18 protein-coding genes are annotated in these 17,806 nt (G+C 46.4%); 9 read left to right on the top strand and 9 right to left on the bottom strand.

The features are described 5' to 3' along the window. Positions 1-212 precede the first annotated feature (212 nt). The 7 genes from RH89_RS01925 to RH89_RS01895 all read right to left on the bottom strand — a co-directional run bounded on the left by RH89_RS01925 (position 213) and on the right by RH89_RS01895 (position 7,780). Positions 213-1,172, bottom strand: a complete 960-nt coding sequence (locus RH89_RS01925; protein WP_004398288.1) for a glycosyl transferase family protein — start codon at positions 1,170-1,172, stop codon at positions 213-215. Positions 1,173-1,211: 39 nt separating this feature from the next. Continuing rightward, a complete protein-coding gene (cobA, locus tag RH89_RS01920; RefSeq protein ID WP_004398287.1) occupies positions 1,212-2,090 on the bottom strand; it encodes a uroporphyrinogen-III C-methyltransferase in 879 nt (292 codons plus the stop codon). 19 nt (positions 2,091-2,109) lie between these two features. Further along, the gene (locus RH89_RS01915) at positions 2,110-4,824 is read right to left on the bottom strand and encodes a nitrate reductase (protein ID WP_004398286.1); all 2,715 of its coding nucleotides are present in this window, start codon (positions 4,822-4,824) and stop codon (positions 2,110-2,112) included. Between the two features lie 240 nt (positions 4,825-5,064). Then, entirely contained in the window at positions 5,065-5,811 is a 747-nt protein-coding gene (locus RH89_RS01910) for a transglutaminase-like domain-containing protein (RefSeq protein ID WP_004398285.1), read from the bottom strand. Positions 5,812-5,877: 66 nt separating this feature from the next. Then, complete coding sequence (locus RH89_RS01905) at positions 5,878-6,618, bottom strand: helix-turn-helix transcriptional regulator (RefSeq protein ID WP_004398284.1); 741 nt, start codon at positions 6,616-6,618, stop codon at positions 5,878-5,880. After that, positions 6,608-7,249, bottom strand: coding sequence for a LysE family translocator (locus tag RH89_RS01900; protein ID WP_004398283.1), 642 nt, complete (start codon positions 7,247-7,249; stop codon positions 6,608-6,610). The genes RH89_RS01905 and RH89_RS01900 overlap by 11 nt, the downstream gene beginning before the upstream one ends. A 348-nt stretch (positions 7,250-7,597) precedes the next feature. After that, positions 7,598-7,780 carry a hypothetical protein gene (locus RH89_RS01895; protein WP_004398282.1) on the bottom strand — a complete coding sequence of 61 codons (183 nt, stop codon included), beginning with the start codon at positions 7,778-7,780 and terminating at the stop codon, positions 7,598-7,600. 172 nt (positions 7,781-7,952) lie between these two features. On the opposite strand from RH89_RS01895, the gene RH89_RS01890 reads away from it, so the two are divergent. After that, entirely contained in the window at positions 7,953-8,825 is an 873-nt protein-coding gene (locus RH89_RS01890; protein WP_038144664.1) for a helix-turn-helix transcriptional regulator, read from the top strand. Between the two features lie 142 nt (positions 8,826-8,967). After that, the gene (locus tag RH89_RS01885) at positions 8,968-9,534 is read left to right on the top strand and encodes a hypothetical protein (RefSeq protein ID WP_004398280.1); all 567 of its coding nucleotides are present in this window, start codon (positions 8,968-8,970) and stop codon (positions 9,532-9,534) included. A gap of 45 nt (positions 9,535-9,579) precedes the next feature. Here RH89_RS01885 and RH89_RS01880 read toward each other — a convergent pair whose 3' ends face one another. Continuing rightward, positions 9,580-9,975: a RidA family protein gene (locus RH89_RS01880; RefSeq protein WP_004398279.1), complete on the bottom strand. Its 396-nt coding sequence runs from the start codon at positions 9,973-9,975 to the stop codon at positions 9,580-9,582. Between the two features lie 115 nt (positions 9,976-10,090). On the opposite strand from RH89_RS01880, the gene RH89_RS01875 reads away from it, so the two are divergent. The 3 genes from RH89_RS01875 (at position 10,091) to RH89_RS01865 (ending at position 12,058) form a co-directional block, all read left to right on the top strand. After that, positions 10,091-10,774, top strand: a complete 684-nt coding sequence (locus RH89_RS01875) for a helix-turn-helix transcriptional regulator (RefSeq protein ID WP_004398278.1) — start codon at positions 10,091-10,093, stop codon at positions 10,772-10,774. A 25-nt stretch (positions 10,775-10,799) separates the two neighbouring features. After that, positions 10,800-11,675, top strand: coding sequence for a helix-turn-helix domain-containing protein (locus tag RH89_RS01870; RefSeq protein ID WP_004398277.1), 876 nt, complete (start codon positions 10,800-10,802; stop codon positions 11,673-11,675). Positions 11,676-11,767: 92 nt separating this feature from the next. Beyond that, positions 11,768-12,058 (top strand): putative quinol monooxygenase, encoded by a 291-nt coding sequence (locus RH89_RS01865; RefSeq protein ID WP_004398276.1) that lies wholly within the window; start codon positions 11,768-11,770, stop codon positions 12,056-12,058. Positions 12,059-12,093: 35 nt separating this feature from the next. Here RH89_RS01865 and RH89_RS01860 read toward each other — a convergent pair whose 3' ends face one another. Further along, a complete protein-coding gene (locus RH89_RS01860; protein WP_004398275.1) occupies positions 12,094-12,726 on the bottom strand; it encodes a hypothetical protein in 633 nt (210 codons plus the stop codon). 233 nt (positions 12,727-12,959) lie between these two features. Between RH89_RS01860 and RH89_RS01855 the strand changes: the two genes are divergently transcribed. The 4 genes from RH89_RS01855 to RH89_RS01840 all read left to right on the top strand — a co-directional run. Further along, a complete protein-coding gene (locus tag RH89_RS01855; protein ID WP_004398274.1) occupies positions 12,960-14,363 on the top strand; it encodes an ATP-binding protein in 1,404 nt (467 codons plus the stop codon). Beyond that, entirely contained in the window at positions 14,341-14,991 is a 651-nt protein-coding gene (locus tag RH89_RS01850) for a response regulator transcription factor (protein WP_004398273.1), read from the top strand. Before RH89_RS01855 ends, RH89_RS01850 begins: the two co-directional genes overlap by 23 nt. Further along, a complete protein-coding gene (locus RH89_RS01845) occupies positions 14,988-15,800 on the top strand; it encodes a DUF2861 family protein (protein ID WP_004398272.1) in 813 nt (270 codons plus the stop codon). Before RH89_RS01850 ends, RH89_RS01845 begins: the two co-directional genes overlap by 4 nt. Before the next feature lie 77 nt (positions 15,801-15,877). Beyond that, positions 15,878-17,806, top strand: a 1,929-nt coding sequence (locus RH89_RS01840; RefSeq protein ID WP_004398271.1) for a glycoside hydrolase, incomplete at its 3' end; no start/stop codon positions are given.

The following is a 17,806-nucleotide window of genomic DNA, read 5'->3' as shown; positions in this document are numbered from 1 at the left end:
TACCATCACTGAAGATTGAGGATCCGTCAGCATGCCTTCCACCTGAGTAAGCTGGCAGCCTATGATGTTGTCATAGTGCAACGCCAGCTGCCCACTCAGCTGAGCTTGCTGTTCCAGACTGTCGCTGCATACGATAACCATTTGATCCTTCATAGTTTCTCCTTTTCATCACTTCGGTATTCTTCCAACCGATGTGATTCTCTTATCCCAATTCAGGTTAAGTATTCTTTCCAGTAACGGATTGCGTTGGCTTCAGCCCGCTCTTTATTTCCTAGAATGGTGTATAACGCGGCCATCATCGTCCCCACCACACCGTAAGACATGGCTTCCAGATCGGCTTCTTGTGTACCGACCACACAAGACTTAGCGACAGGGATGTCGCATGAGGTCATTTCCTCCCAATACTGAGATTCCAGATTCTCATTTGCTTCCCAAACGGTTTGGCTCACTTTGGGATTGAACTCGGTTTCACCTGCCACGCCTTTAAAAGACAAAACTCTAAGCGAGTCCGCCGAGGCAATTTTCTCTATTCTTGCGTGCAGTTCGGAATAACTGGGATGGAAGCTGCCACGCAAGCCATAGGGCAGTAACCCGGGGTTTAGCCCGCGTACCATGGTGTTGATGGGCGTTCTGACTCCGTATCGTTTACTCCAGCTCAGCAATTTCACAATTTCCGGGCAATGAGCTTCCAAAGGGAGGTAGGCGATGCCTTCAGCATCAATGACTTGTTGTGCCTGATCATAGCTGCTTACGCACTCGATACCGACAACCGAAAGAAAGGTTTCAGCGTGGGTTTTGTTGGCAAGATGACGTTGGGCATGTCCATGCAGCAGTATCTTGTAGCCATTGCTGGCTAGAATTTTAGCTGCCACCAGATGCCAGGGTTTGTCGGTACTTTTATTCTCATAAATCCGCTTTCCTGCGTACAAAGGCCAGTCCAGATCAGCATTGATGCCACTAAACCGAGCCCTGAACGCGCGCACAAAACCCCCAACCTCTTCTGCGGTTTCATTGTTCACCCGCATTAGCACCAAAATCATCGCTAACTGATCGTCCCCGACGTTGCCAGCTAACCACTCTGTCATTAACTCGAACGCTTCATCCTCCGTAAGGGATCTTTTGCCACGTTCGCCTTTTCCAAGAGCCCTGATACATTGCACCGCGATAGACATAACTGCTTCCTTCGAATACGCCACTTGATGAATATCTCACTATACAGAAAACACAGCTGTCTGCGAGAGCAAAGCATGAATCTTCGACCTGATTGTCACCACTTCCCCTAAAATCATCAGTGCCGGACTCATTCCTTTTAGCGCGCTGGCTTTTTCCATCATGTCTTTAAGCTCAAATGTATGGATCTGTTCTTCATCGCTACAGCCTTTGATCACGATGGCAACGGGCGTGTTGCCACTTAGTCCGTTTTCCATCAGCCCTTGTTGAATGTCTTGTGCTTTTTCCAATCCCATGTAAAACACCAGAGTCTGCCCGCTTTGAACCAGACCACTCCACGAAGGAAGCGCACCCGTGACCACATTCCCTGTGACCAGGGTGACACTTCGAGACACCCCACGGTGAGTGAGTGGGATAAGGGAACGGGATGCACAGCCGATGGCGGCGGTGATCCCCGGAATCACTTCGAAAGGAATTTGGTATTTTGCCAGTTCAAGGGCTTCTTCGCCGCCCCGACCAAAAATAAACGGATCGCCCCCTTTTAATCTCACGACCTGTTTGCCTTCCCTGGCTAACCGGACGAGCAACCCGTTTATCACTTCTTGCTTCATGCTTGGCTGACCGCAACGTTTTCCAACGTAGATGGTTTCCACCTCGCTATCCGCAATGCTCAATATGTCTTGATTAATTAACCGGTCATACACCAGAACCTGCGCATCTCGGATGGCTTTAAACGCCTTAATGGTCAATAATTCTGGATCGTTGGGACCGCAGCCAATGAGTTTCACCTCACCTAAACTGCGCCCGCCTTCTGAATATCGACGAGAACCAGACTCCCCTTTGCGAACAAGAGTAATGGTGCCTTTGTTGCCTGCGCTGGAAGACGGGCTTCGAAAGTGTGTCGCGTTCTGTTTTGTCATCCTTGAATACTCTCTCGAATTACTTGATATAAATGATGTTCTGTTCAAGTGTTTTATTGAGTTCAGGAATACAGGAACCGCAGTTGGTTCCGCATTTCAGTAACGCTTGAAGCTGATTCAGGCTATGAATATCGTGCTGCTCGATCGCCTGTTTGATTTGAGTGTCGGTGACTCGAAAGCAACTGCAAATCAGGTTGCCCTGCTTCGTTCCTGACAGTACCTGAGAGATTTTCCGAATATCGAGCGCTTCACCAAGCATGCTGCTCAGTTCGTTTGTGTCCAGCGCCCACGGCTTGTCGCTCACCACCGTAAGCGTTCCCACCACAAATCGTTTTTCAGAGGCTTCAAATCCGCCGGATATTGCGCACCAGCCGTTAGGAAGATCTAAAATCAAATATCCCTGATGGGTGTCTGGTTCCGTTGGTTTAAGGCAAGGTGATGGGGTGCAATACCGCCATATCGTGCTTTTGCTTAATCGCTGACAAGATGCATACAGCGGACGAATGCCCAAACTCGACAGTAAAGTAGGTTCACGGCTACTGCGTTGAAGGTGGGTGACATAGCTGCCTACTTTGACCGGGGTTAGTTCAATAGGCTGCGATTTAAACGCAGGCTGACCCGAAAGCGGATCCACCACCGAATCCACCACTCGGTTTATCTGGCTTTGGCTGTCTTGTAGCCCACTGTATTCACCTGCCCAGTGCATGCTCATAAAGACCTGCTTATTGCTCAGCCCCTTATCCCATTTCGTTTTGGCATACACGGTAACTGGCTGAGAGAGCGCAGGCTGCTGGATTTGAATGAGTTCCCCTTCGCTCATTCCCAGCATTTGTCCGCTTAATGGATTGAGATATAAAGTCGGTTCCGGATCTAACTCAGACAGGTGCTCAATGTGACCAGTACGAGTCATGGTGTGCCATTGATCGCGGTGTCTGCCAGTATTCAGCCACCAGCTGACTTCCTGCTCTTTGGCTGTTTTTTCTCCGGCAAACTTGTCTTCGGTAACTTTATCCTTGGTAACCTTAACTTCGGTAGCTTTATCCTTGGCAACAACGAAGTTCGCCCTGCCATCTGCCGTGCTAAAGCGACCATCTCGATAAGGTGCTTCACTTTCTCCTAACGGCCATCGGGCTGGCGCCCATGACTGATATTCTTCATCGGTCATGTCCATTAGCTCCGATAAGTTCAGAAGCAATGAGGTGTCTCGATTGATGCCCGTCATCCGAGCGTATTCTCGGAACACATCGGCTTCAGTTTCAAAATCGAATCCGCTTTCTACGCCCATTTTCTCGCAAAGCGCTCTGCCAACAGCGGATACGGTTTCCCAATCTGGCTTGGCTTCACCCGGTGGTGAAATGAAACGTCTTTGCCTTGAAATGCAGCGCTCAGAATTGGTCACCATACCTTGCTTCTCACCCCAACCTGCTGCGGGCAGTAAGACATTGGCATAGTGGGCAATGTCGCTGTCGGCGGTAATGTCTGACACGATCACCATGTCGCATTGAGTGAGTGCCCGACGCACTTTGTCGGCATCTGGCATCGACACTACAGGGTTGGTCGCCATAACCCAGATGACTTTGACGTTTCCTTTTTCAACCGCATCGAACAAGTCGACCGCTTTCAATCCCGGTTTGGTTGCTATATTGGGCGCTTGCCAAAACGCTTCCACGGCGTTTACTGCGGCTTCATCGAACCCTCTGTGCACCGCCAGCATGTTTGCCAGACCTCCTACTTCTCTTCCCCCCATGGCATTTGGCTGACCCGTGATTGAAAACGGTCCACTGCCCGTTTTTCCGATTTTTCCCGTGAGCAAGTGGGCGTTGATGATGCTGTTGGCTTTATCGACGCCTTGCTCTGACTGGTTGATGCCCTGACAAAACACCGTAATGGCAGTCGGTGACAAGGCAAACCATTGATAAAAAGTGCGAAGCGGTCCGACATCCAAACCCAGCGTCTGTGCGACATTCAGAAGCTCGTATTCTGGCTGCATCAGGTGCTCAGACAATCCATCAAACCCGTTGGTACTGGCTTCGATAAACTCAGAGTCGATATGACCGTTGTCTAAACAAAATCGCATCAACCCGTTATACAGCGTGATGTCGCCATCGTTATCTAACGCTAAGTGAAGATCCGCTTGTTCTGCGGTCACGGTTTTTCTTGGATCGAGCACCACCAGCCTCAAGTGGGGGTTTTGCTCTCTGGCTTGCTGGATTTGACGGAAAATAACAGGGTGCGTCCAGGCGGTATTCGCTCCCGTAATCACGATCAAATCGGTTTTCAATAAGTCGTCGTAATTGACGGGCACTACATCTTCCCCGAAAGCTCGAATGTGCGCCGCCACCGCTGAAGACATACAAAGTCTGGAGTTGGTATCTATGTTGGCGCTGCCCACGTACCCTTTCATGAGTTTGTTGGCAACGTAATAATCTTCTGTGAGTATCTGACCAGACACGTACATCGCAACTGAATCTGGTCCGTATTTATTTATGGTTTCAAATAGCTTTTGAGAAATGGAATCAACCGCGTCATGCCAGGAAACGGTTTCCCCGCCAACCCTTGGGTATAAAAGCCGTGAAGGCATATTCAGGCTCTCTTTCAGGGCTGCGCCTTTCACGCACAACGCCCCTTTATTTGCTGGGTGTGACTCGTCGCCTTTAATCTCGCTTTGAGTCACTTTGACACCACACCCAACCCCGCAATATGGGCAGGTAGACTGAATTTCACATTTCGACATGCTGCTTCCCTTGGTTACTTCTTTAGTTTCTTCTTATCTGGCAAAAAAATGCGCCCAACCAGCCGAAGCTGGAAAGGCGCCATTGCCTGTGACGTTGCGTAATATTTGAAACCCAAGTACCTCACATCGGGTCGCTTCCATACGGTGATGCGAGGCAAACAGATAACAGCAAAGTTCAAGCCAACATTTAAACCTCTTATTATTTAATGAGTTAACAAATTGGCGCTTGAAGCAGGTGCACTATCTCTGAGCAAATAACCCCAAATTAGTGCGCAATCCCCGTGTGCGGATACGGTTCACATTACGATTCATAAGGTGGCGGAGAACATACCGAAACAGAACCCGTTTGATGCCAGACAGGTTACTGCCGTATTCGGCATAGAAGGTATCGGGATGCGTATAAACCCCAAAGTCGTCTGCGATGCCTTCTTTCTGGATATAGGTGTTGTTGCCATTCCATTCGATTGCCGGATTTTTCAGGCACGGCGTTGCTATTCCATAAGCGCTGAACTCATCACACTGGTCTTTGAAGCGTGTTTGCACCTGAGAAAGATAGGGTTGATCAATGATGTATCCCTCAACTTCCAGCCATTGATTGTCAAACCAGACTTCGACCCAGCTGTGTATGATTCGCTCAGGAGCAATGGGGAAAATGTAACTTGGGATCGCGCCTTTTTGCAGTTGGTTATAAATCGTAAATCCGTGAAACCGAGTATAGACGCCAACCCCTCTTAGTAACGCCATCAGTAGCGTTCCTTTGGTATTGCACTGTCCGTAACCGTCTTTAAGCACTTGGCTGGCGGGAAGAGTGTCGTCCAGGTTGTATCCAAAGGCGATATCGTCGCGCACGAAATTGTAGATAGACTTAATGGCGTTGAAGGGAGAAAGAGTTCGCCAGCCTTTTTCTTCAATCAGTTTTTGAATAGTAGGGTGGTTAAAATCCACCATAGCAGTGGGTTCAAGGTATTGAGTGAAATCGTTATTCATATTGCCTCCTGCGATTTGATGGCTTCAGGTTACGAAATCATCGACAGAAGAAATTGAATAAACTGGCTATGACGGTTCTAAAAGTTTGATCGCTTCGCGAATGGTAAGCCCAAAATGCTGTTTGAACGTTCGGCTTAGATGAGCACTGTCGGCGAACCCCGACATATACGCCGACTCAGTGACACTCTTGCCCGATTTCAGCATACCAATGGCACAGAGCAGACGACGCCAGAGCAAATAAGGACGCCACGCAATGCCCATATTCTCTTTGAACAGATGAAGGAAGCGGCTTTCGGAAAGCACCAGATCTTGTGCAATATCACTCGCTCGCCAGTGATCCGGTTTAACGCATACTTGCCCAAAACACTGATTCAGCCTCTCCAGTAGCTTAAGTATTCGGTTATCAAGCTGAACATATTCTGCTTTCGTATTCAGATGAGACATATCGAATGGCAATGATTGCCGCTCAAGCCAATCGGATACCAAGACAAATTGTTGGTCTATGTTGGTATGGCAGGGCAAGTCACCGAGTGAAATGCAGGTTTCGCTATCAAGAAGGCGAAGTAAGACTTCCCCTAACGTGGACTCCGGTTCGATCAGCCAGACCCATCCGGCTTCCAGTTCTAATTGATGAGGAACATTAGGCGCTAATAAAGAAGCGCCACGGATAGTAGCGCTTTCAGTGATAAGTTCAGCATCACCGTCTGAGATGGTGAGCTGAATTGCGTGGTGGCGATGGTTGTTTGCTTCTAACGCCTGACTGTAGCTCGCAAACAACCCTGGTTGCAGCCTTAAGTTAGCTGGCATTCGATGTGATCATCAACTTAATACCGAAGTACCCAAATAAGGTGCCAGCGGCGCGTTTTGTCCAGCGAACAATGGTTTCACTCTGTTGAACCTTGGTGCTGACTTTGGCAGAAGTCCAGGACAAAAACAGCAGCCACAACATGCCATTGAAATTAAACACTACGCCTAGAATTAAGAATGCCAGAGCCTTGCTGTCACTTTCCGCCGAAATAAACTGAGGAACAAAAGCGAGGAAGAAAAGGGCAACTTTCGGGTTGAGCACGTTGGTGAGAAAACCTTGAAGAAAAATGCTTTTTAACGGCGCTTTTTTGAATTCTACTTTTTCGCCAGATTCGGAAGAAGATGACTTGGAGAGCAGCATGGTGGCTGCCATGTAAAGCAGGTACAACCCACCAATAATTTTGACCACGGTAAACGCCATGGCAGAGGTTGCCAGCAGAGCCGAAAGCCCAAACGCCGCCGCAAATATGTGGAACAGCGTACCCGCCCCGATACCTGCGCCAGCGACCACCCCGGCTTTCATTCCTTGAGTGGCACTTCTGCCCATGACATATAACGAGTCCGGACCGGGAATCAGGTTAAGCGCAATCCCTGAAACAACAAATAGCCAAAAGTTTTCAATGCCGAACATTCAAATTCCTTATTCTGAGTGGGTAAAGCGGGATTGTACTCCTGTGTGAATTAACTGAACATAAGAAAGAAGTCTAATTCACCTAGGGTCTGTTGACCTTTCGCGGTTAAATTTTGTTCGAGTTCTATGTGTTTTAATCGCGGCGCAAGGTCTTTAGCTTAGTCGTTCTAAGCAAATACCTTGCAACAAAGAGTAAAGCACATAGAACCGAACCCTTCGGGCAACATTTGTGGCTCCTTTCTACTGTGTTACCGCTTATTGATGTAGAGCGACTACACCGAATAAGCGCTGCCTTGTATAAAGAACCCACAAATGGCTGCAAAAATCATCTCGAAAGGTCAACAGACCCTAATACATAGGATTTTTTTCAAGACTCTTTTGAAGATCTTCTTTGTATTCTTCTTCAGAGTGGTAGCCAAACATCAGCCAATTTTGCTCGCTTTTAATGTGATAGCCATACACTAGAAGACCCAACCAATCACGACGGGTTCTTGCTATCATATTTTTCAATTCTGCTCCGAAAGACGCCATAGTACTGCTCCTTATAAAACGCTCTTTCAGTATATTTTTTGAGCTTTTTCAAAAGAGTACTCATCTACCGACTAGCAATACTTTCTGCTCAGTTTCACTCGAAATTTACAAATTTCGAATCGGTTTTCATTAATATAAAACGTGACTACAGATGAACTTCATTGGATGCGGTATGAAAGGTCACCTTGAACGCGTACCTCAAAGAATAGGCTTGTCATGGCGATACAAGAAAGTTGTCGAGCCTTGCAAAGGTTCTGGCTGGCACCGACATGAGGAATATGAAATCGCCATCCATCGGCACTTTTCGGGTCAGTGTTTTGTGGATCACCACAACAGCGAGGTGTATCACAATCACATGATAATGCTGGCACCTAACATTCCTCATGCTGTTTATTCTTCCGATGAGAGCGGAAACGATCGATTTGAAACTCATGTGATTTGGTTCAAAAAAGAGTGGGTAGATCACCTTATTGCCAATTGTCATGAATTCATGCCCTTGAAGCACTTGCTTGCTGCTTCACAGAAGGGAATTGTGTTTTCACCAGACACGGCAGAACAAGCCACACTCATATTGAATGAACTAGAAAGTAAGAAACCTATCAATCAATTGATTTCGCTAATAAAAGTGTTTGAAGTTTTGCTGGCAGATAAAAACATACAACTTTTATTACCCACCCCAGAAAATGAACCCGATCAGGATGATAAATTTGCAGACAAGCTAAGAAAGACCGAATCTTACCTGCTGGCAAACTATCATCACCCCATTACGCTCAAGGCTCTCGCAGATCACCTCTACACCAGCGAAAGCAGCGTGAGGCGGCTGTTCCAGAAACATTACAACGAAAGCTTTTCTCAGCACCTGAAAAAGATTCGCTTAAACGTCGCCTGTGGATTATTGATGAATACTGACTTACCTATCCGAATCGTGATGGAGAAAGTAGGCTATGAGAATCAAGCCAACTTCAACCGGCAATTTAAGCAGTACAAGCAAGTCACGCCACTTGAATATCGGAAGAAGGTGAAACCCTGGTCTAGAGGGGTGTAAGACTTTGAGGCAAAGCATTTAAGTAAAAATCTATAAGTAATGTCGATACTTACGGCTACATAACTTGGATTTCTGATAACCTAGCGCACGTAAATATAAATGAAACTGTTTTTTAAGTAAGCAAAAACTGGAACCCTAACGCATGAGTGTTTATCAGCTAAAAGCCGATCATGAAAACTATAATCTGTTCGAGTTGGATATGATGCAGCTTGCCAGTCAGCTTGGGGACGAGAACCTTGTTGATTTCCTTCTGGATCTGCCTGATACCCAAGAAAGCTTAAAGGCTGTTTGGAAAAATGTCAGTTCTGAATTTGAGAGTGATCTATCGAAGCCTTTCCCCGATATAACGACCTGGGACATCAATTTCTTACTGCTGAACGAAAAAGCTTATGAAGTCACAAAAGATTTACTAGAAAATGTTGGCGAATTTCTCCCTATCCTAGTCAATGGCTCATCGCATTTTGTTTTTCATTGCCAAAGTTTTGGGCTGGAAGACCCGAGCAAAACCGAAATGAATTATGAAGACGGCTATCCGTCAGGTCTTAAAACGCTGGAATTTCATGAACCAGATGTTAGGTTCAAAGCAGTATTTAAGTCTAAATTGCAGGGTGCCAGTAAACTGTTTGCCAATGAGCACTTAAAACAGCTCTGTGATAACAATGAGTTGAAGGGTTTGCGATTTGATAGCGACCTTATCAACCCCTTCTGATAAACACAGACGGCGAGCGGATCAACGCCACTCGCCCTTAAACCATCAAGCTGCCGCTATAGCTTCAATTTCAAACATCAATGGCGGCAATGCCAAACGAGTCACGCCCAATAAAGTCATTGGTGGCATGGCGTTCGCGGGTCCCATTTTCGCACCTAGCACGTCAAAGTGCTTCATGGCTTCATCCACGTCCGTGGTGTAAATTCGCAATTGAGTAATGTTGGAAAGCTGCATATCTGCCGCATTCAGAATGGCTTCCAGATTGCTCAATGCCAGCGTGATCTGACCTCGCATATCCCCCACATGCTGAGGATTACCTTCACCGTCCACAGACGTTTGACCCGCACAGGTCAGTTGCCTTGTCGCCCCTTCAATCACCTCTCCCTGGTTGTAGCCAAGCGGTAGCGACCATGTCCATGGGTTTACTTGTGTGCGTTTCATCTCTTATATTCCCTTTCCATTAAGTGAATAATGAGGATACCGACACCCTACTGACAACATGGTGTCAGCAGTCTTGAATTAAGATGCAATTATTGAGCGGAGCAAGGAAGTAACAATGAGGCGAGCAGACCGATTAATCAAGATTGTGCACTTTTTACGTAGCCGGAGAAGAGCAGTCACAGCAAAACAGATTGCCGAGGAATTTCAGATTTGCACCCGTACTGTGTATCGGGACATACAGGATCTCGTCGATTCTGGTGCCCCGATATCAGGGGAAGCAGGCGTGGGCTATATCATCGATAAAAAATATTACCTCCCACCTGTCACCTTCGATTCCGAGGAATTAGAAGCACTAGGCTTAGGCATAAGCATGGTCAGACAATGGACGGACGACCCTTTTGCGCTCAAAGCCATTAATGCACTGGAAAAAATTCAGGCGGTGCTGCCTGCTGACATGCAAGGCGAGTTCCAGCAAATCACCACCTACTCGATGCCAAGCGAAAATATGATTCCATGGACAGTGAGCTTTTCTGATATTCGTGAATCCATTCGTGTACGACGTAAACTTGAAATCGAGTACGTCGATGACAAGAAACAAGCTTCAACTCGAGCGATTCGTCCGTTGGCACTAATATTCTTTAGCCCGGTCTGGCTGCTTGCGAGCTGGTGCGAGAAACGTGAAGATTTTCGTCATTTCCGCCTCGATCGTATTCAAGAAATGACATTGACAGAGCATTTTTTCGAAGACGACAAAGACAAAAATCTGGATGCGTACCGAGCGCAGGATAAGCGTTGCTAACACATTGAATATCCGAGGGAGAAACATGAATACTGCGGAATTTTGCCAATCGAATATTCTGGTGATTCCTGATGCCTTAGCCGGCATGGAAGATATTCGCTGTATTTGTCGGTATCAAGACGCGCAGATTTTCTATAAACAACTGGCGGATGATCTGTTGAACGTTGAGTTTTACACCAACATCCCTTGCCTTATTTATATTCAGAGTGGTCGTGAAACCCTAACCAACAGCGACAACAGAACGACAGATTTGCAGGCTGGCTCGGCTATTTTTCTGCCAAGAGGCATCAACCTGCATTCCGATTACGTCAAAGAAACGGAAGATTTGAAAGCGTATCTGGTGTTTTTCTCTGACACCATCATTCACCAATTCTTGAGCCAATCAAAACCAATCCAAGCTTCTTTACCATCGCAAAACTCTTTAATACTGCCGAATGTGCCTGAGCTAGAGACGTTCTTCACTTCCTTTCAGAAAGACATCGATAACCCTGCCTATATTCAGCTAAAGCTTCAGGAACTGTTGCACCTTATTGAGTGGAAAGACGGAAGTGGCACATTAACGTCACTGCTGTCTACGAGCAACACGGACTCGCCTAAACGTAATCTGCATCGGCTGCTCGACAATCAAGACGTTCTCAAACTGAAGGTTGCAGATCTAGCTAATCTCTCTGGCAGAAGCCTGTCTACTTTTAATCGCGACTTTAAGATGGCGTATGGCACCACCCCTCAAAAATGGCTACGTGATAAAAGGCTCTCTCACGCCAAAACCTTGCTGGAAACTCAACGCCTGAGTGTTACCGATGTGGCAATGGATGTCGGGTATTTGAATGTGTCTAACTTTATCAAAGCCTTTAAAAAGCGCTACGGGATCACACCCAAGAAAATAGATAGCGAGCAGTGACCGACTTTCGGTATTTTTGGCAGTTTGTAAGTAGTGACCACCAACAGAACCCATAAAATTTTCCTCAACTTACCATCCATGAGGAAAACACTATGAGTATTCGTGTCACTTTGAACTGCCAGGTAAAAGCCAACCAGTTTGCGGAACTAAGCCCATTTTTAGAGGCAAACTTACCCAATGTTCGAGGGTTTAAAGGCAACAGAAAAGTCACTGTGTTGTTCGATGACGCATCTGGCGAAATGCTGCTAGATGAAGAGTGGGCAAGTGTGGAACATCATCAATCCTACATCGCCTTTATTTCAGAGAATGGGGTGTTAGACCAGCTTCAATCCTTTCTGGCTTCTGCGCCGGACATTAAATATTTCAAAACACTAAATATTTGAGGGCGTCTTCCATAGCCACTCTCATATGGAGTGGCTTATTGATCTGGTTGCGCTGATTTTTCCTCGAATGCTTCGAGTGCTTTGTTTACATGTTTCACCGATGCCCATACTGCACCTTCATTGAACATATACCCACCCATTAGCAAACACGCTGTACCTGTTATCAGCAATTCTGGATTGAAACTCACCGCAACTGAATACAAAGAAAATAAGAAAGCGACGAATCCAAAAATAACAATGGGTGCTCCAAACAACAGATTGTACAAACACATAAAATTGTCCATACGAGACAATTTAACGCGGTATGAAAGAGATGCAATTCCGCTTATATCCGGTAGCAACTTAACGGTTTTCAATACATGTCGAAATGAAACCATTTCACCTACTCTCTCATTCAAAATTAATGCGGCTTTCAGCATTGGAAGACCAAGTTTGACCCCGTGAATATTTCTGAAGTGCTCAATGTTCAGCTCATTTTGGAAATGCGCTTTAAGTTCAGGAGCCACTTCAGGATCAGCAATAGCATTTGAAATGGATACGCTGCGTTGTTTTCTGCTCGACTTGAAGAAATCAGCAATCTTGGGAAAGTTAAACACCGCAGATAAGGCAAGCACTGTAGCAACGATTAAATAATCTCCCTGCTTCAATAACTCCACATATAGGTCCATCAATTCCTCTGAATTCATTAAGAAAATATGAATTCGATGGTATAACGTGTTAGCTCTAACCCTCTATTAAATATGATTTTTTGAAGCGCATATCAAATTTAAAAGAGCATTTTCTATCCATTTGCAAAAGACAAAGGCATGAACAAAAAAGCAGTCATTGTTGACATATAGGTTACAAACAAAAGGAAAATCGCTCTAGAATTTGGATTAGCCTTTTCTTTGAGACATTTTTAATGCCATACCGCCATTTGATTTTCACTGCTGCGCTTTGCCTATCGACTTCTTCGTGGGCTGAAGGTATTCAAGACAAATGGCAGAACTTCTATCAGCAAGCCTGGCAAAATGCGTCTTTGGTGGTGTCTCAGCAGTCTTTAAATCATTATCCCAACTCATTGTTATTGGAAGAGGCGCAATATCCGGATTTTGATGCGTTTAGTTGGCAGGAATTGGCGCTGGTCTCGACTGTACGTAAGCGCTGTCAGCCTGCTGATTCTGATAACCCTGTGATTGCCGATGCCATCGAATTTGAACTGGCATTGTGTCGGGGAACGATACTCGATGTTGAGTGGTTTCAGTCGCACACTCTTCTTCATCCGGCGGGGGGTAGTTTTGCCGATCGTTATCCAGAACTTTACCCGCATTCCAAAACCGAGCTTACGCCTTTCTTTACCCTTGCCAATCCTGATCATCCGCTCTTTGACGTTTTGGCTCCTCTTTCGCAATCAGGTCGGGAAGCTTTGTTGTCTGGGTACCGCGCATGGCAGGAAGGCGATACATTGTGGCTCAATAGCGAACAAGGGTGGAAAACGGTCTCATCCGTGGTTTGGCAGCCCATTGCCAGTCAACTAAACCTGACATTAGAGACGAAAAGCAACCAATGCGCGCTTCGTTACAGCAACCTTTGCATTAACGACAGCCCCTCGGTGTATCAGTCTGCGATAAAAGTGGTCGCTATTGGTGCGCTTATCATTCTGAGCCTATTGATGCTAAGAAGTGGCTATATCATTCGCCAGCAAAACAGAGAGAAACGCTTTGTGATGCAACTGCTGACCCACGAGCTTCGAACGCCTATTACCAGCCTTGGGCTCACGGTAGAAATGTTCCGAGACGACTACGACAACCTTTCCCAGCATGTGCAATCTGCGGTTTGGCGACTGATGTCCGATTTTCAGCGTTTGTCCCAGCTGACCGAAAATAGCCGCGCGTATCTCAGCCAGGAAACCGCCAGCTCGACACAATCCGCTTCAGTTGAAGAATGGCTGAGCCATATCTGCGAAAAGCACGACGTGCCGTTCCAACTTGAACAAGACACCGAGCTCACTTTGCCCTTTTATTGGCTATCCATCTGTTTAGATAACCTGATTAAAAACGCCAAACAACACGGCAAAGGAAAAGTTCAGGTGCTCGCCCAAATCAAGAGCACACTCATTATTGAAGTACGCGATGAGGGGACATTCCCTTCACCAATACAAAGCCTGTTCGCGACATTCAAATATCGTAAAACCAAGGAGAACATGGGCATTGGTTTAAGCATTGTTGAGCAATTAATGAAAAAACACGGTGGAACACTCACCATTCTTCGCCGCCCTACTCGTTGTATTTTGGAAATACCTTATGAACACCCTACTGCTGATTGAAGACGACAAACTATTAGGGGAAGGGTTGGTCTCCTTTTTTCAATCCCATGGTTATCACTGCTTGTGGGCACAAAACTCAAACGAAGCGAAAAAGCAGTGGTTTCAGGCAGATCTGGTCATCCTTGATCGTCAGCTTAGCGATGGAGACAGCTTGCAGCACTTGCCTCACTGGCTGATGCTCAAAGCCGTTCCTGTCATAGTTCTGACTGCGAAAATAGAGGTAGACCAAAAAATTGAAGGGCTAATGGCGGGCGCAAAAGATTACATGACCAAGCCATTTTCGAATGAAGAATTGCTGGCACGAGTGGTGACTCAACTGCGCCCAATTGGAGGCAGTGTTTTGACATATTCAGGTGTTCGAATTCAACTTGCCGAACGACTCGCTTTCTTTAATGAGCAGGAAATCAGCCTCAAACCCAAAGAGTTCCAGTTACTTGTGTTGTTGGTGCAAAATCAGGGGCGAGTATTTCACCGCGATGAACTGCTCAACAAAATTTGGGGGTATCAAGCCTTTCCAAGTACCCGCACTGTCGACAACCATATTTTGCGATTAAGGCAGAAACTGCCAGTGTTGAACGTCGAAACCCACCGCGGTGTCGGTTATCGGCTGATAAAGGAGGCTGAATGAAAACCCATTTATTGCTGCTGGCGGCATTAACGTCTTCTGCCTGCAACGCTGAGTGGTTTGCCAATACGCCACTGCAAGATACCTATCAGGCACTCATCGAAGGTCATCCCGAGCGGGCATGGCAAGAATTGCATCTGGCATTAGGCAATCAGGCGCTAGAAAGCCAGTATTGGCTACCAATCAAACAGGAGATTTTAAACCAGACCCGATGCGGCTTAGATCTTTCCGAAAGACCTGTCCTCGAACCGATTAAGATTCATTTTATTCGCCGACTGGGGCAGACTTCTGCTGGCTTCCAAATCAAAGTATCCGCAGAACAGATAAAGACAAGTATCCCTTTTTCCGTCATTTCTCCTAATGGAAAACGATTGATAGAGGGCAAACTGCTCACAAAGGAAGGGTATCAAGAACGGGAATCGCAAGAGATGCTCATCACGCCACCATCAGGCATTTATCAGCTAGAGCTTGGGAGCGTGTCTTACCCTTTAATCATCTCATTAAGTAACGACAATCCATGGCTGGTATTGAGCAATAAAGCTAAGCCAAAGTTAGCGCTCACCATGCCTGAAACGCCAAGCAATTGCGCTAATGCTTTTTCCAGTTGGCAGTGGTTTGATAGCCAGTACCAGCAGCTTGGTCGAGCCATCCCCATCAGTGATAAGATTGCTGACATTCCAAGTCCTCACCATGAAAGTAATGGTGCTGAATATTTGAGTGCGTCGGTCAAAGTGCGTGAATACCAAAATGGTATTGCGATCGATTATGTTCACCGAATGTCGATTCCATACACGCCAGAACCTGCCAAGTGAAAATAGAGACAAATAGGTGACAATCGGGGCTTAGACGTTCGATGAAATAGAGGCTCATTCAATTTGGAGAGACCTTTATGTTCATCACACTCCCTCGCCTTTTGGTTGTTTCGCCCTTGGTATTGCTTGCGTCCACTGTATTGGCAAACCCAATCACTCTTAAAGAACAGAGCAACCACATCACTATTCACCCAGAAAATCTGAACATTGACTGGAATGGTCTGGAGGTAAATTCGCCAGCGATTAAAGTTAACAAGCAACAGCAGACCGCTTCAGATGTTCAAGTGAATGTTAACCAAACCGCCAGTTGGGTGTTGCAACCCAGCGGTATTGAAGTCACTGCTCAGCTCAAAAATGACGTCTTGGCTTTCGAGTTTTCCGCATCGCACCTCAAGCCCATTAAGCGTAATCAACCCACTTCACTGGAATGGTTCAACCTGCCTGAAAAGCAAAGCGATACCTTGTTTCTGCCTTTCAGCGAAGGAATGAGAGTACCTATTCAAAATAAAACTTGGGCAAAGTTTCTGACCAACAGCTATTCGGGCTCGAACACCACACAAGACCTCAAAATGCCATTCTGGACAGTGCAGCAGGGCAAGCAATTTGTGAGCTATCAACTCGTCACGCCAACCAACAATCGGCTAGAGTTTTCCAATGCCACCCCACGTTTGGACATGAGTGCTTCGCACCAGTTTACCGTTCTCAGCCAGCCTGCCTCGTTCAGAATCCAAATCACTCTGGGCGAAAATCCGTTGGATGGCGCTAAACAATACAGACAATGGCGCCTAGATAATGGCATGGCAGAGCCTTTAATTGAAAAGAAAAAGCGTAACCCAGACATCGCGAAATTGATTGGTGCAAGCCATGTCTATCTGTTTGGGACTGGATTATTGAGTGTGGAAGACGTGACCGATTGGTGGGGCTTGAGAAAGTGGTATTTAACGCAATCTGGGCTTGAGATTTCCAAGGGCGATGTTAAAGCCCTGTCCTCGCTCAAGCAGGGTAAAGACTGGTTCAGCCAATACCACAAACAGTTACTTTTGAATGCCTTGGATACTTCTTTAAAAAAGAGATTTGATACGCCTTTCCCGACACTGGTAGACAACACCATTGAGCGCCAATATCAGGCTGCTCAGCAGACGAAGGCTTGGCTGAAGACAAACGCAGCGCGTTACCTGATTTCACCCGAAAAATGGGGGCAAGCGTTGTCGGACGATATGCTGACAATCTTCCGAAACGCTGTGCTCAATAAACTTTGGTTAGGGTTTGATAACTGGATGCCTGCCTTTTATCAGCCACAGATTGTTGAGCAAGCCAAACACGCTGGCTATTTAGTTGGAACCTATGATTCCTACAATACGGCGATTCCTGCTGGGGTAAACGACGGCTGGCTAACCGCTTTGCTTCCTAATGAGATGAGAAAAGAATGCGCGATTGAACTGGCAAACGGTGATAAGAAAAAAGGCTTCCGAAACAACGGGTATTACCTGAACCCGAATTGCCATCTGGAATATGTTCAGAAACGTATCGCTGACATTATCAAGTTTGGGCGCTTCAATAGCCTGTTTCTGGATGTGGATGCCACCGCAATGGCGCGAGAAGACTACCGAGACAACACCAGCGAAACTAAAATGCTAAACAGCTTTAACCGGAGAATGACGTGGATTTCTGACCAAAATGTTGTGCTGGGATCAGAAAGTGGTAACAGCTTAACCACTCAAGGTGTCGCCTTTGCTCATGGGTTGGAATCCATAGGTTTTGGCTGGCGCGACCAAGACATGCACAGAAACCGACAGTCTCCGTATTATCTGGGTCGATGGTATCCCGATCATAAGCCCGAGTTTTTCTTTAAAACTGCTAAGCTGAAAGCGCCGTTCAAATCGCTGTTGTTTGACCCTCAATATCGAGTGCCGCTATACCAAACGGTGTTTCATGATGAAGTGATCAACAATCACCACTGGCACACGGACAGCCTGAAATTTTCTGATGTGCAGGCGAATCGGGAT

The organism is Vibrio nigripulchritudo ATCC 27043, assembly GCF_000222685.1.
Taxonomy (GTDB): domain Bacteria; phylum Pseudomonadota; class Gammaproteobacteria; order Enterobacterales; family Vibrionaceae; genus Vibrio; species Vibrio nigripulchritudo.
Note: the sequence above shows the minus strand (reverse complement) of the source record. Positions and strands in the feature narration are given on the sequence as shown.